General features: G+C 59.1%; 12 protein-coding genes. 11 read left to right on the forward strand and 1 reads right to left on the reverse strand.

What is annotated here, in order from left to right; all coding sequences use genetic code 11:
* From OOZ48_RS03235 to OOZ48_RS03260, 6 genes are read left to right on the forward strand one after another with little or no spacing between them, the layout of a single operon-like run.
* Entirely contained in the window at positions 1 to 399 is a 399-nt protein-coding gene (locus OOZ48_RS03235) for a TIGR03750 family conjugal transfer protein (RefSeq protein WP_269495621.1), read from the forward strand.
* Positions 396 to 1,076 (forward strand): PFL_4703 family integrating conjugative element protein, encoded by a 681-nt coding sequence (locus OOZ48_RS03240; RefSeq protein WP_442867514.1) that lies wholly within the window; start codon positions 396 to 398, stop codon positions 1,074 to 1,076. The genes OOZ48_RS03235 and OOZ48_RS03240 overlap by 4 nt, the downstream gene beginning before the upstream one ends.
* The gene (locus tag OOZ48_RS03245) at positions 1,073 to 1,975 is read left to right on the forward strand and encodes a TIGR03749 family integrating conjugative element protein (protein WP_442867515.1); all 903 of its coding nucleotides are present in this window, start codon (positions 1,073 to 1,075) and stop codon (positions 1,973 to 1,975) included. The genes OOZ48_RS03240 and OOZ48_RS03245 overlap by 4 nt, the downstream gene beginning before the upstream one ends.
* The gene (locus OOZ48_RS03250; RefSeq protein WP_269495623.1) at positions 1,965 to 3,362 is read left to right on the forward strand and encodes a TIGR03752 family integrating conjugative element protein; all 1,398 of its coding nucleotides are present in this window, start codon (positions 1,965 to 1,967) and stop codon (positions 3,360 to 3,362) included. The genes OOZ48_RS03245 and OOZ48_RS03250 overlap by 11 nt, the downstream gene beginning before the upstream one ends.
* A complete protein-coding gene (locus OOZ48_RS03255; protein ID WP_269495625.1) occupies positions 3,343 to 3,777 on the forward strand; it encodes a TIGR03751 family conjugal transfer lipoprotein in 435 nt (144 codons plus the stop codon). The genes OOZ48_RS03250 and OOZ48_RS03255 overlap by 20 nt, the downstream gene beginning before the upstream one ends.
* Entirely contained in the window at positions 3,777 to 6,668 is a 2,892-nt protein-coding gene (locus OOZ48_RS03260) for a conjugative transfer ATPase (protein ID WP_269495627.1), read from the forward strand. The genes OOZ48_RS03255 and OOZ48_RS03260 overlap by 1 nt, the downstream gene beginning before the upstream one ends.
* Before the next feature lie 271 nt (positions 6,669 to 6,939).
* On the opposite strand, the gene OOZ48_RS03265 is transcribed toward OOZ48_RS03260, so the two are convergent.
* Complete coding sequence (locus OOZ48_RS03265) at positions 6,940 to 9,519, reverse strand: AAA family ATPase (RefSeq protein ID WP_269495629.1); 2,580 nt, start codon at positions 9,517 to 9,519, stop codon at positions 6,940 to 6,942.
* Positions 9,520 to 10,372: 853 nt separating this feature from the next.
* On the opposite strand from OOZ48_RS03265, the gene OOZ48_RS03270 reads away from it, so the two are divergent.
* From OOZ48_RS03270 to OOZ48_RS03290, 5 genes are all read left to right on the forward strand, one after another.
* On the forward strand, positions 10,373 to 11,125 hold the full coding sequence (locus OOZ48_RS03270; protein WP_269495631.1) for a DsbA family protein: 753 nt from the start codon (positions 10,373 to 10,375) through the stop codon (positions 11,123 to 11,125).
* A 196-nt stretch (positions 11,126 to 11,321) separates the two neighbouring features.
* The gene (gene radC / locus OOZ48_RS03275; protein ID WP_269495633.1) at positions 11,322 to 11,825 is read left to right on the forward strand and encodes a RadC family protein; all 504 of its coding nucleotides are present in this window, start codon (positions 11,322 to 11,324) and stop codon (positions 11,823 to 11,825) included.
* Between the two features lie 124 nt (positions 11,826 to 11,949).
* Positions 11,950 to 12,519 (forward strand): hypothetical protein, encoded by a 570-nt coding sequence (locus tag OOZ48_RS03280; RefSeq protein ID WP_269495636.1) that lies wholly within the window; start codon positions 11,950 to 11,952, stop codon positions 12,517 to 12,519.
* Between the two features lie 158 nt (positions 12,520 to 12,677).
* On the forward strand, positions 12,678 to 13,109 hold the full coding sequence (locus tag OOZ48_RS03285) for a TIGR03757 family integrating conjugative element protein (protein WP_269495639.1): 432 nt from the start codon (positions 12,678 to 12,680) through the stop codon (positions 13,107 to 13,109).
* Positions 13,106 to 14,038, forward strand: coding sequence for a TIGR03756 family integrating conjugative element protein (locus tag OOZ48_RS03290; RefSeq protein ID WP_269495641.1), 933 nt, complete (start codon positions 13,106 to 13,108; stop codon positions 14,036 to 14,038). Before OOZ48_RS03285 ends, OOZ48_RS03290 begins: the two co-directional genes overlap by 4 nt.
* The last annotated feature ends 31 nt before the right edge of the window (positions 14,039 to 14,069 follow it).

The following is a 14,069-nucleotide window of genomic DNA, read 5'->3' on the forward strand; positions in this document are numbered from 1 at the left end:
ATGTCCGAGCACCAGCACATCCGGGCCGATGGCACCGTGTCGTTTCTGCCGCATCGTCTTAATCGCCATCCGGTCGTGGTACGCGGCTTGACGGCGGATGAACTGTGGATATGCTGCGGTTTGTCGGGCGCAGTGGGGCTGCTGACGGGTGCGCCGTTGTCTTGGGTTTTTTCGACCATTGCCCTGGCGCCGACCTTCATTGTCGTGGGCATTGCCTTGGGCGTGTTCGTCGGTGGCGGCATTTTGCGCCGTAAAAAGCGCGGCAGGCCCGACACGTGGCTGTATCGGCAATTGCAATGGCGCATCACGATCTCATACCCGTTGCTGGCAGGCTGGGTGCGCGGCCATGCTTTAGTCACGCGCACCGGCTATTGGACAATCCGAAGGGCCGTGCAATGAGCCGCTTTAAAAACGAAGTCGCGCACCTGCAGGCGCATATCAAAACCCTGCGCATCGGTGCAGTCGCGCTGCTGCTGGTGGCGCTGGTCATGGGTGGCGGGTGGTGGAGCGCCCCGCGCGACTTGACCATTCATGTTCCGCCCGACCTGCGATCGGGTAGCACCCGCAAGTGGTGGGAAGTGCCGCCCGAGTCGGTCTATGCCTTCACCTTTTATGTGTTCCAGCAGCTTAACCGTTGGCCGACCAATGGCGAAGAGGACTACGCCCGCAACCTGCATGTCCTATCGCCGTATCTGACGCCGTCCTGCCGGGCCTTTTTGCAGGCCGACTTTGAGTACCGCCGCAGCACGGGCGAACTGCGTCAGCGCGTGCGCGGCGTCTATGAAATCCCCGGTCGTGGCTATGGTGAGAACCCGAGCGCTCGCGTGCGGGTGGTTTCCGACGATGACTGGATCGTAACGCTCGATCTGAGCGCGGACGAGTACCACGGTTCCGAGCAGGTCAAGCGGGCGCTGGTGCGTTACCCCATCAAGGTGGCGCGGGCAGACGTCGACCCGGCCCGTAATCCGTTTGGCTTGGTGCTGGACTGCTTTGACGGTGCGCCGCAGCGAATTACCGTGCCAGCGTCAGAAACCCCCGCGCGTAGCGGCCTGGGACTGCAAGGAGATTCCCAATGAGCTTCAAACACCGAGTTCTTGCTGGGTTAGGCGTGCTGGTCTGGATGATGGCGATTCCTGCCCAGGCGGTGGAAATCCTACGCTGGGAACGCCTGCCGCTGGCCGTGCCGCTGGTCGTTGGCCAGGAGCGCATTGTGTTTATCGACCGCAACGTGCGTGTTGGCGTGCCCGCCAGCGTGGGCGAGCGCCTGCGGGTGCAAAGCGCCGGCGGCGCGGTCTACCTGCGGGCCAATGAGCCCATTGAGCCCACTCGTTTGCAGTTGCAAGACGCGGATACCGGGGAACTGATTCTGCTGGACATTGCCGCGCACCCAGCCAATGACGGCGAGTCTGCTCTGGAACCGGTACGGATCGTCGAGGGGAGTACCACCCCCAAGCGTTACGGTCAGCAGGCGGTGGGCAACGACACGGGAGCACACACAGCCCCTGCCAAGCCCGCGCGGCGTGACACCCCGGTGCCTGTGGTGCTCACGCGCCATGCCGCGCAGAATCTGTATGCGCCGCTGCGTACCGTGGAGGCCGTACCCAGCATCATGCGCGTGAATCTGCGCGGTGACCTGAGCCTGGACACGCTGCTGCCGACCTTACCGGTACGCGCGGTCGCGTTGGCGTCCTGGCGGCTGGAAGATCAGTGGGTGACAGCGGTCCGTCTGACCAACATTAGCAGCGGCTGGCTGGACCTGGACCCGCGTGCGCTGCAAGGCGATTTTCTTACTGCCGCTTTCCAGCACCCGGCCTTGGGCCCACACGGTACGCCCGAGGACACGACGGTCGTGTATTTGGTAACCCGTGGGCATGGACTGGCGCAATCGCTGCTGCCCGCCATTCAGCGTTTCGACCCAGCGGTGCATCTGCCTCATCTCACGCAAGAAGCGCAAGGAGACGGCCATGCGCAGTAACGGACTTTTGAAGTGGCTGATGATTCCGGTAGCCCTACTGGTGCTTTTTGCGGGTATCCGCCTGCTATCCGGCGGCGACACGACCCGTTCAGGCGCTGCGGGTTCTGGCAGTCAGCTCACGCCCGAAGAGATGCAGGCGCTGGGCATTGAAGGCGATACCCCGCACGACACCGTGGCAACGCTCGTGGCGCAGGTCAAGCAGATGCGCACCGAGCTGCAGACGGCGCAGGCCGATAACAAGACGCAACGCAGCGAGAACGCGCGCTTGCGCCAGCGCGAGACCGCCATCGACCAGCGCATTAGTTCCGCACTGGAGTCCGAGCGCACCAGCCTGCGGCGCGACCAGGCTCAGCTTGCCAACGAACGCCAACAGAGCGAAGGTTTGCTGCAGGATCTGCAGCGTCGCCTGGAAAACCTGGGCAATGCGGATCTGCCCGTAGGACTGGGTCTGCGCGAGGGGGATGCCGATGGCCTTGGGGCAGGCGCTGATATCCGCTGGGTTGAACCGGATGATGCCCAACAGGACGATGGCCGCAACCGCAGCAGTAGTCTGAGTTTTCCAACGAGTTTCGGTCCCGCGCAAAAGACACTGGAAACCACTGTCGGCCGCGTGGCCGATGCCGGGGCCAAGGCCGCAGGGGTTAGCACCGCCAAGGCGGTCTATACGGTGCCGACCAATTCAACGCTGATGGGGTCTGTTGCGATGACGGCGCTCATTGGTCGTGTACCCATCGACGGCACGGTCAACGATCCGTATCCCTTCAAAGTCATCGTCGGCCCGGATAACCTGACGGCCAACGGCATCGACATTCCCGATGTGGCGGGGGCTGTCTTTAGCGGAACCGCCTCGGGTGACTGGACGCTGTCATGTGTGCGCGGCCAGGTGCGCTCTATCACCTTTGTTTTTCATGACGGCACGATCCGCACTATCCCTGAGGACAACGAGCGTAATAATCAGCGCGACAACCAGGAGGATGGCCTGGGGTGGATCAGCGACCCCTATGGCATTCCTTGCGTGTCGGGCAATCGGCGCAGCAACGCTCAGCAGTACCTGAGCACCCAAGCGCTCATTACCGCCGCCGGTGCGGGCGCCGCATCGCTTATTGATTCGGGCAGCGGTCGGACGTCTTACGTGGGGGCGGACGGATCGATGGGCACGACAGGCATCAGCGGCAACGAGGCCATGGGTCAGATTCTGGCTGGTGGCGTACGGGATATGTCGCAGTGGGTGAATAAACTCTACGGCCAGGCCTTCGCCGCTGTGTATGTACAGCCTGGGGCCAAGGTGGCCGTCCATCTGGAGAAGCCCCTCGCTATTGACTACGAACCTGAAGGCCGCCGGGTCGATCATCGTATAGGAGAAGCCCATGCGCTTGAACTCGATTAAGCCATTGCTGCTGATCGTTACAGCAGCTACGCTCGCCGGATGCGCCACTCACAAGGACGAGTTGCTGCCACATGGCGATCGCACCATGCAGGATATCTGGCATACCGAAGCGGGTGAGGGCGGTAGCGGCCAGGTAGCCCGCCGCCAGTTGCTCGACGTGCGTCAAAGCTTGCGCCGACCACTGACTGAGGCTGATGTGCGCGCAGCCCAGACGGAACAGGCCAGCTACACCCGCACCGCTGCCAATGAAATCCAGCGCCAGTTCCAACGGCTGCCCAATCCGGACCTCGTGATGTACGTGTTCCCGCACTTGGCGGGCACCGACCCCGTGCCAGTGCCCGGCTATAGCACGGTCTTCCCGCTGTATCAGCGGGTGCAGTACGCCATGCCGGGCGAGCGCGTGGAGGCCTATTAATGGCATGGCGTTTTCCCTGGCTTAAGCGTGCCAGCCCTGATGACGAGGTTGCCAACACCGATCAGTCCGATGGCTGGCAGCGCCATATTCAGACTCTGAGCGAGGCAGGGATTTCCGAGCCGGGTGGGGCGGTCCAAGGCAACCGGCCCGCGACACAGGCGGACGAAGAGGCGTTGTACGGCGTGGCGCCGTCCTTTGTCGAACTGCTGCCGTGGGTGGAGTATCTGCCCGACAGTCGCTGCATGTTGTTGGAGGATGGCCAATCGGTGGCCGCCTTCTTTGAGTTGATTCCGCTGGGCACTGAAGGCCGGGAGGCCGCCTGGCTGGCACAGGCGCGCGATGCGTTGGAGAACGCCTTGCAGGACAGCTTTGACGAACTGGACGAGAACCCGTGGGTGCTGCAGCTCTACGCCCAGGATGAAACCAGCTTTGATGAGTACCTCAAGACCTTGCAGGGTTACGTGCAGCCGCGTGCGCAAGGCACTCCGTTTACCGCGTTTTATTTGCGTTTTTTCGCTCACCACCTGCGGGCGGTGGCCAAGCCTGGTGGGTTGTTCGAGGACACGGTCGTCACTCGTTTGCCCTGGCGCGGCCAAAGCCGCCGTGTGCGCATGGTGGTCTATCGCCGCGTCACGGGGCAAACCGCACGGCGCGGCCAGACGCCCGCACAGGCGCTGAACATCGTGTGCGACCGGCTGGCCGGTGGCTTGAGCAACGCGGGTATTCAGGCCCACCGCCTGGATGCGCCGCAGATCCACGACTGGCTGCTGCGCTGGTTCAATCCCCAGCCCCGGCTATTGGGAGCCACGGCCGAGGACCGCGCGCGCTTTTACCAACTGACCGCCTATCCGCCAACGCAAGAACCCGACGACATCGAGTTGGCCAGCGGTCGGGACTTCAGCCAACGATTGTTCTTCGGCCAGCCGCGCTCGGATGTGGCGCGCGGGCTGTGGCACTTTGACGGTATGCCGCACCGGGTCATGGTCACCGATCGTTTGCGCACGCCGCCGACAACGGGACACCTGACGGGCGAGACCCGCAAGGGCGATGCGATCAACACCTTGTTTGACCAGATGCCCGAAGACACGGTGATGTGTTTAACCGTGATCGCCACCCCACAGGATGTGCTGGAGACGCACCTGAACCACCTGGCCAAGAAGGCAGTGGGCGAGACCCTGGCCTCGGAGCAGACACTGCGGGATGTGCAGGAAGCCCGGTCTCTGATTGGTAGCGCCCACAAACTCTACCGAGGCAGTCTGGCCTTTCACCTGCGTGGCCGTGATGAGGCAGAACTTGATCACCGTGGCCTGCAACTGGCGAACGTGATGCTTAACGCGGGATTGCAGCCGGTACGCGAAGAAGATGAGGTGGCACCGCTGAGCACCTATTTGCGATGGTTGCCGTGCGTTTACAACCCCTCGCAAGACCGTAAGCAATGGTACACGCAACTGATGTTCGCCCAGCATGCGGCCAATCTTGCGCCAGTGTGGGGTCGCAGCCAAGGCACGGGACATCCCGGCATTACCTTCTTTAACCGAGGCGGCGGACCCATTACCTTCGATCCCTTGAACCGCTTGGATCGGCAGATGAATGCCCACCTGTTCCTGTTCGGCCCGACAGGGTCAGGCAAATCGGCTACTTTGAACAACCTGCTCAATCAGGTCACGGCCATCTACCGGCCAAGGCTGTTTATTGTGGAGGCCGGCAACTCCTTTGGATTATTCACCGACTTCGCCAAGAGACTGGGTCTTACGGTCCACCGCGTCAAGCTTTCCCCCGGCGCTGGCATTAGTCTGGCACCGTTCGCAGATGCCCGGCGCCTGATCGAGACGCCCAGCGACGTACAGACGCTGGATGCGGACGCCCTTGATGGTGAGCCGACCGCTGATGGCATTGAGGAGGCCGGTGCGGATGAACAGCGCGACGTACTGGGCGAACTGGAAATCACCGCTCGATTGATGATTACGGGCGGTGAGGACAAGGAAGAAGCCCGTATGACGCGGGCGGATCGCTCGTTGATACGTCAGTGCATCCTGGACGCCGCTCGGCTTTGCCACAGCGAAGATGGCGAGCAGCGCACCGTATTGACACGCGACGTGCGCGATGCGCTACGTGAACGCGGCCAGGACGGCACATTGCCCGAAATGCGACGCGCCAGGCTGCTGGAGATGGCTGACGCCATGGACATGTTCTGCCAGGGCTCTGATGGTGAAATGTTCGATCGGTCCAGCACGCCCTGGCCCGAAGCCGACATTACCCTGGTTGATCTGGCGACCTACGCCCGCGAGGGCTACAACGCGCAGCTTTCCATTGCCTACATTTCGCTGATTAGTACGGTCAACAATATCGCCGAGCGGGATCAGTTTTTGGGACGCCCGATCATCAACGTTACCGATGAGGGCCATATCATTACCAAGAACCCGCTGTTGGCACCCTACGTGGTTAAGATCACGAAGATGTGGCGGAAATTGGGGGCCTGGTTCTGGCTGGCCACGCAAAACGTTGATGACCTGCCCAAAGCCGCCGAGCCCATGCTCAATATGATCGAGTGGTGGATCTGCCTGTCGATGCCGCCTGATGAAGTGGAGAAGATCGCGCGCTTTCGCGAACTATCGCCAGCGCAGAAGGCGTTGATGCTGTCGGCACGCAAGGAGGCCGGTAAATTCACCGAAGGTGTGATTCTGTCTAAGAACATGGAGGTGCTGTTTCGAGCCGTACCACCGAGTCTCTATCTGGCCCTGGCCCAGACGGAGCCCGAAGAGAAGGCAGAGCGCTACCAGCTGATGCAGCAGTTCGGTATCAGCGAACTGGACGCAGCGTTTAAGATGTCTGAAAAGATTGATCGGGCTCGGGGAATTGATTCTCTGGCATGGGGACCCATACAGGACTGATTGTTATGTCGGTTAAGGAAACTCTAGCAATAACACAGCGAAATAGCCTAATTTATACTTATATTGGCTCCGATTTGATCTGGCGGGCACTGACTGGAGAATCAGGCAGAAAACGACCCTAAGCAGACGTCGCGCAAATCTGCCCGGCTGTCTGAACGACACCTTACCTGCGATGCGTACCCCGCGCCGAGCATGATTAGGTTCTTGTATCACCCAACGATGCCGAACGCGTGAACTCAGCGAGCATGGCACGGTGATTATGCCTCGAGAACTATGCCAGAACCACTTTGCGCCGTTCCCCAAAGTCTTTTCGCCATTGCTTCAATTCCTCCAAATCGGCTCGTAATTCTGCCTCTTCCGGTATTGGCACAGGGACCTCATCAGACTGACTGTGTTCATAGTAGGAATACTTCGTCATGAGGCGATCGATCAAATCGCAATCTCCCGTCTCGATAATAGGCAGCGCGGCCAGCTTATTGTCCGTCGTCACGCTTCGTCTATGTCGTTTCACTATGGCATAAATGAGGTCATCTTCTACTGTGCGCTCAAGCAACTTTCGGAAATCGCTGCATATACCTTGCGCCCTATCTCGATACTCGTCGCCTCCACCTTCTTTGCCGGCACGCGCTGCCACGTTCAGCCGTTCGATCAGCAGATTGTTCGCAGCCGTGGTATTAGCGTTCCAAGTTGCCTGATGCACGGGCTGTCCAGCCTTGCCAGCATAGGTCTCAATGCATGTCTGGAAGAAGTTCTTTCCCTTGACGGGTTCGCCGATCTTCTTCGCGATGTCCTCCATCGCACCATAAAGGGACAGGCGGTGCGTGAAGACGATGACTTGTCGAGTCTTCGCCAACTCTCCCAGGCGCTTTGCCACTGCCCATTCGTAGTCATGATCCAGCGAAGAAATCGGGTCATCGAACACAAATGGAGCAGGAAACGGCTTTTCACACACATCTGCCAAGAATGCCGCCAGCGCAATGATGCGACGCTCACCCTCGCTTAGAACTAGCTCGAGCGGCTGTTTTCCCTTGGCCGACTTCAACTGAAGGCGGTGCTTTGCACTACCTTTCTCCATCTTGGACTTCACGAGTTCTACCTGAATGCGGCCTGCACCGAGCTTCTTAAGCTCTGCGTTGAATCTGGCAACGTACGCCTGGGTGATGGCCTGCTCCGCCACGACGCCAGCCTGCGTGGTCACCGGGCGCGAATGTGCCAACGCTTTGAGTTTTTCAAGAGCTTGCACGCGCTTTAAACGAGCTACTTCATTGCGCACCGCTTCTGCTTGTTGGCAGACCCAATGCTTGCCTTCCAACGCAGTTTTCTGCCGCTTCGCCAAGTCTCGATCGAAGTCTTTTGCGTCTTTGTCCAACTGCAACGCTTCTGCCTCAAGAGCCTTTGCAAAGATTGTGAGCTTCGTGCACGCATCTTCGCTATCTTGTGCCGGCTGCACGGCCTCAGTTAGCTCGTGTGTTATTAATGCCTGGCGCGCTACCGCTATGGCCTTCCAGTAAGCTTCTAAGTATGCTGCCCACCCTGGGTCGGTAAGACCGGCGGTCTGGAGTTGCGCACAGTAGACTTCTGCTGGAACAGGTTCTGGCAACGCCTTCAGGGCGTCGTGGTACGACTTTTGTGCCCGTGCGGCCGTCGCTTCAACTTCACCTTGGACAAAAGTTTCAAACTCTTGAAGGCGGTGTGCTGCCTCTTCATCCAAGGGTTGGTGGCAGAGCACACACCGTGCTTCTTCCGTAACGGGGAAGTCCCGATTAGGATATGACAATTGGGAGTAGGCGCGCGCAGCAGCCCACATCGCGCGCCATGAGTCTTCACCAACCCCGTCCAGTTTGGCAGAATTAACCTGGGCGGCATCGATAGCAGCTTTCCTGGCGATATTTGCAGTCTGCCGCAGGCCTCGAATTGCCACTAGCGCGTCCGTGCTGTAGGCCGCCGCAGCTTGGAGTATCTTCTCGACGATGCGACGGGTTGCGAGCTCGGCGTTTCGCTTAGTCTGGGCCAAACCTGCAGGATCTGTGGCATTTAACCTTTCCCCCAGACTGTGCAGTTGCGCAGCATCTTCATCCGACCAACGTACAAGGGCGTCCAGGGCTTTGGCGTCGATCGTAGCCTTTAGGCTGTTGTAGCTCTGTACTGCCTCCGAAGCAACGTGCTCTGCCGGCGATACGGGCAGGGCCGAAATGTCTCGATCCTGATCCTCCTCCAGAAGCCGCTTCACATCATCACACGCCGCAGCTAGCGCGACGAACATCGCGACAAGCGGTGGCGTATAAGACGCACTACTTTCACTGCGAAGGTAGAACCCGGCTTCTTCACTGTCGAAGACATCCAGTGCAATCAGCGCATCGATTGGTGCTCCGCCAGCATGCCATTCCGACGACTTCACCGCTCCTTGGCTGGCGTACTCGATCTGGCACTTTTGTTCTGCTGGCGCCGCTTCGAAAACATTCGCGTATAGCAACTGCGCTCGGGGCTTGCCGGACGCTTTCTTAAGCAGCCGGGTATAGCCGGACTTTCCTGACCCGTTATTTCCGTAGACGACGGTTAAATTGCCGTCACCAAACACCAGCGGATGCGCGGGAGAAAGGTTCTCAATACCAATCACCTGACTGACGCTGCGTAGACGCACATCTGACCCAGCGGCGACACCGTTGAGTAACTCATGAAATGGGCGCGTCTTCGTAACTGCTCGGCCCGCGTCTGTTTTGATAAGTGCGTATAAATCGGCAAGATCGTCGCGACCTAACTGCCCTTTCTTTAACAGTCGGTCCGCAGCCTCCTGTATCCAGTCGGCTTGTCGGTGCAACCACGCACGTATGTCATCATGAATAGCACCCATCGTAATTCCTCAAGAGATAACTACGGTAAAAAGTGCCTTACTGTAACAGAGACAAACAATTTGCTAGATTGGCTTAGGCGCACCACTCGTATCACTGAGCACTTTTAGGGCCATGGGACAGAGGGGTCGACTGATGACAGGACAAGAAGCGTCGGGTCTCGAAGGTTCGGTAATATTTTTTTATGGTGGCCAGGTGTGGTGAACGGTCTCGCTGAGTTCCGGAACTGAGCGAGTAATCAGCTATCCAGCGCGTGTTTCTTTTGATTGGTCATCCAGTTGTGGGACGCATTGGTGCTGTGAACTGGTCCTGGTCGCTGTCCCAGGTATGCTTGACGATACAGTGCGCAGTAAGTAGCTACGACTGCGACATGGTCTACGTTGGCTCGGGTGGCCAACAAGCCTCCCGCGCGGCAATACCGGGCATTCACCTTCCTGTCCAAGTGTTCGATCGGTCAAGGTCCCCTAATGGCCGATAGCAGTAGGTGCGAATTCAACTCTAACGTATCTGGCTGTACATGTATGCGTACCACTTTGCTCGTATGCATCAGCTTTCTTCATGCTGAGAATATGGCGGGTCCGCTACGCCAGGCCTTGCTCCCGATGTGCTAATCATTCCACAGTCCCAACGGCCAAAGATCCCCAGGTAGGCAATCACTGCATCAGATCGAAATAGGAATGCCGCCCGCTTAGCGTTGCCGGTCATCTCTGTGGCAATGGTCAGTACCCGAAGCAGGTCTTATTTTTCTATACGGGAAGGGGGCAGGCAGTATGCCGCATTGTTAGGCCACGTAAATAGTCCAATATGTTCGACTAACGCATCTGCACCCGATTTACATCTTGTCTGGGAACTACGATGCGATCACTGACGCCTTCCTTTCGCGATACGTTGCGCCGCTTGATCTGGCCTGTCGCCGTCATGGTGCTGATACTTCTCGTGTTTTGGCGTCCTGCCGTTCCCATTGCCTCGATGGAGCAGAGCGCCCAACTGTCTGCAGACGATGGGGCGGCGATGTCTGAAGCATCTGGACCGCCTTGGCATTATGGTTCCACCTTGGCTCGCTATACCTTGATCTTATATGCCGATCTGGAATGCCCCTACTGCAGGACTTACGTCCCGCCGTTGATGGCCTGGATCGATCTGCATCCTGACATCCGCCTGCAGTGGCAACATCTGCCGCTATCTATGCATGAGCCTGCGGCTTCTGAACTGGCTGCGCTGGCCGAGTGTGCTGGCGAGGCCGGCGGCCCCCAGGCCTATTGGCGGACGATATCCTGGATTTATCAACACACGCAGGGCGAAGGACTGGGGTTGCCAGATGGCATCTACCCGCCTGATCACGACGCCTTACGTGCTTGCTTGGCGAGCGAGCGCCCGTTAGCAATTGTGCAAGCGCAAGCCGACGGCGCAGCCGACCACGGTATAGCGGCCACGCCGACGCTGCAGTTGCGCGACGAGCGTACCGGCCAATCCTTGTGGCTACAGGGACCGATTCCAGGTGACTCGCTGCTGTCAGCGATGGACCTGCTTGTGACCGATGATCCGGTCTCCGAACTCGCAGAAACGACTGAATTGTCCGCCGTCCCAGACGGTAACAAGCCCAGGTAGCCCGCAATCTTAAAGGCTACGGCGTGGCGTAGACCGCGTTGATTGCACACCCCGTTCCGCACCGCATCCCCTGCGCGGATACCCACCTGATACGAAGGTGGTGGATGCTGATTGTTCGCTCATTGTTCTTTATCGTCCCTGGAGGGTTTGCCCTCTTGGGTACGCGTCCTCCGATCTTATCTATTGGAGGTTTGTTATGTTCCCCACCCCTAATGTCGCCGATTCCGGCGCGCAATTAAGCATTGATCTTACCGATCAGCAGGACGATCGGATCATCCAGCAAGCCATTGCACTCTTGGAACATCGCGTGTTCAAGGCGGGGCCGACACTCGATGGCCCGAAAGCGGTTCGGGATTATCTGCGCTTGAAGTTGATGGCCGAGCCCAACGAGGTCTTCGTTGTGGTGTTCCTCAACAGCCAGCACCAAGTGTTGGCGTGTGAATGTCTGTTCAAAGGCACGGTCACCACGGCGTCGGTCTATCCGCGAGTTGTTGTGCAGCGCGCTTTGGAATTGAACGCCTCTGCGCTGATTTTTTCGCACCAGCACCCGTCGGGCACGACCGAGCCCAGTACGGCAGATCGCGCACTCACTAATCAATTGAAATTCATCTTGGGGATGGTCGATATCCGGGTCGTGGATCATTTCATCATCGGTAAAGGTGAACCGTTTTCCTTTGCTGAGTCCGGCTTGCTGTCGTAGTCCCCCCGGCCGCGCCTACGCTAGCGTGGCACTTTTCTCGTTTCAGTGTTCAACCCCTGTGCGGGCTCTCCAGGCCCGCACGGGTCGGCGTAGATCTCGCACTTTCTCAGTATGGGAGTACATCATGCAGCCCAAAATTTATCACTTCGAGGGCGTTGCCTTCATCGCCACCCCTTATCGAGCTGGTACATACCTGCCCAAGGATGTGTTCTGGCGTCAGTTCACCATCACTTGCCAGGGCAATGTGGAATATCCAGAAGACGATCCCGTCTATGGCAGTTGGTGGACGCCGCAAACCCTCGTTCTGGGCAAGTGCGGCTTGATTGAGGATGCCATGTCGCTGGCCAACACTCGAGTATTGCACCACGACTTTGATCTCACCGATGCTAGCAACGCATTGAGCTTCGCACCCGAGTTGATCATCGTCCGGGACAGGGGGCAACGCTTGGTGCTCGCCGGACAGGTTCGGGGAGATACCGTGAGATGGTGTATTCCGGTCGCTTCTGATGACGAAACCGAGCAGATCGTCAACGAGGTCGCAGAACTGCGTAGCGAAGCATCGTACGAAGCAGGTTGGGATAATTTCTCCACCGCGCAAGGCCTGCGCTTTCGCGCCCGTGTCCTGGAGGGTCGGCTGGTGGACCGCTTCTGGCGCCACTACACGCATAAGGTCGTGCTGGAGGCAACTTTATAATCCTAGTGGGAGCCTCGCGCTCCCTTCTTTTCGCGTAGTCGGTGGCTTAACGTCACGAGGAACGCTTCAAACCGGACACCCCTCATTTCCGATTGTTTGTCGCTGTTTTGCACACGATGCGTTGCACTACCAGGGTCATGAACTACGGGTGCCGCTCCATGCTTCGTTCTCTATCTCGTGCCCCGGCGATGTGCCTGCCGCTGGCAATAGCCTTGACTGCAGCGCTGTTCGCCTGCACCGCTACCGCAGCGGATGTCTGGATCATTACCGACCGTCAACACCCCGTCCAGGGTACGCCAGACCGGCTGATCGAGTTGGATGCGCCCATGCGCATTGAAGCCGACCTGTCGGCCGATCTTCCGAGCGATAGTCGCCAAGCCGCTGAACTGGTCCAGCACCGTTTGAAGGAAGGAGGCCACTTGTTGCAGCAACGGCTGGCTGGGGCCTACCAAGGTGTGGCCGACGCCTGGAGCCTGGGTATCACGACCATTCCGGCCATCGTGGTCGACCAGCGCTATGTGATCTACGGCGATACCAATCTCGATCAGGCGCTGACTCGAGTCGAGCAATACCGCAAGGAGCAGCCATGAGCTTACCCCACCTGCGATTCGGAGTCGCCGTGGCGCTCTTGTTTGCCGCGACATCCAGCTTCGCGCTCAACACCGCCACCATTGTGGCTTCCGCTTTGTCGCCATCCTGTCTGGAGTACCGCGTAGTCGGCATCTGCTACTGGCTGTCCTGTGGAGTGGGCGGTTGCCGGATACGCACCTCCATCAAGGTGCGCCACTACGTCCCGGATGCGGTGGTGTCGAGCTATTCAAACACCGGCGCGAACCCCTGGGTGGAAGTACGGCCCATGAGTCTGCCCAATCCCACCGCGCAGGCGGGGGGCGACGGCACGACCAACGAAGGCCATGAGAATAATCTCGCCAAATTCAAGAATAGCGACGTGATCGGTCATCCCGGCGGCGACGTGTTCAACGAGTTCGTCGCGGGTTCTGGATACTTTTGCCAGGGAGCAGGTACAGCCTTCGTGCCGTACCTGCTCAGCACCTTGGATACGTTGGCCTGGCGCTACAACATGCCGGAGGCCGTGTACCCCGAGGCATTGATACCCGGCCAGCGCGAGGTGGGTTCGCGCAGTGGCATGAATCTGTGGGGCAATGTGTACCCGCGCGGTGGCTTTCTGCACCAGACCGATGACTACAAGGCGGGCGCCGTGGTGGCCCAGCGTGCGGGCGACGTCGTGACCCGTCGCGGGCAACCCCATGTGTATCAGCCACTGTTGGCCAATTCTCGGGCGGGTTACTGGCCAGCGGGAGCGCTCATAGAGAGCGATAGCTCAACGGGCAAATGGCAGGAGCTCACACCACGTCTGTCCAACACCTGCACGGTGTTTCCCCATAACGAATCGATGACGCAGGCCCAGCAAGGCGACTACGCCTGGGCGCTGTGGCGTCCGTATAGCTGCTGCCAGCGCCGGGGCCAGACATTCCTGGGCAGTGTGGATTTCAACTGAGCATTCGAGGGCACAACCATGAACCGTCCTG

The organism is Castellaniella sp. S9 (assembly GCF_027257175.1).
GTDB lineage: Bacteria > Pseudomonadota > Gammaproteobacteria > Burkholderiales > Burkholderiaceae_B > Castellaniella.

Bases quoted from the DNA above. Each gene is read 5' to 3' on its own strand.
- OOZ48_RS03270 (WP_269495631.1), top strand. From the start codon at position 10,373: ATGCGATCACTGACGCCTTCCTTTCGCGATACGTTGCGCCGCTTGATC.
- OOZ48_RS03255 (WP_269495625.1), top strand. From the start codon at position 3,343: ATGCGCTTGAACTCGATTAAGCCATTGCTGCTGATCGTTACAGCAGCT.
- OOZ48_RS03240 (WP_442867514.1), top strand. From the start codon at position 396: ATGAGCCGCTTTAAAAACGAAGTCGCGCACCTGCAGGCGCATATCAAA.
- OOZ48_RS03280 (WP_269495636.1), top strand. From the start codon at position 11,950: ATGCAGCCCAAAATTTATCACTTCGAGGGCGTTGCCTTCATCGCCACC.
- OOZ48_RS03235 (WP_269495621.1), top strand. From the start codon at position 1: ATGTCCGAGCACCAGCACATCCGGGCCGATGGCACCGTGTCGTTTCTG.
- OOZ48_RS03265 (WP_269495629.1), bottom strand. From the start codon at position 9,519: ATGGGTGCTATTCATGATGACATACGTGCGTGGTTGCACCGACAAGCC.
- radC (WP_269495633.1), top strand. From the start codon at position 11,322: ATGTTCCCCACCCCTAATGTCGCCGATTCCGGCGCGCAATTAAGCATT.
- OOZ48_RS03245 (WP_442867515.1), top strand. From the start codon at position 1,073: ATGAGCTTCAAACACCGAGTTCTTGCTGGGTTAGGCGTGCTGGTCTGG.
- OOZ48_RS03250 (WP_269495623.1), top strand. From the start codon at position 1,965: ATGCGCAGTAACGGACTTTTGAAGTGGCTGATGATTCCGGTAGCCCTA.
- OOZ48_RS03285 (WP_269495639.1), top strand. From the start codon at position 12,678: ATGCTTCGTTCTCTATCTCGTGCCCCGGCGATGTGCCTGCCGCTGGCA.
- OOZ48_RS03260 (WP_269495627.1), top strand. From the start codon at position 3,777: ATGGCATGGCGTTTTCCCTGGCTTAAGCGTGCCAGCCCTGATGACGAG.
- OOZ48_RS03290 (WP_269495641.1), top strand. From the start codon at position 13,106: ATGAGCTTACCCCACCTGCGATTCGGAGTCGCCGTGGCGCTCTTGTTT.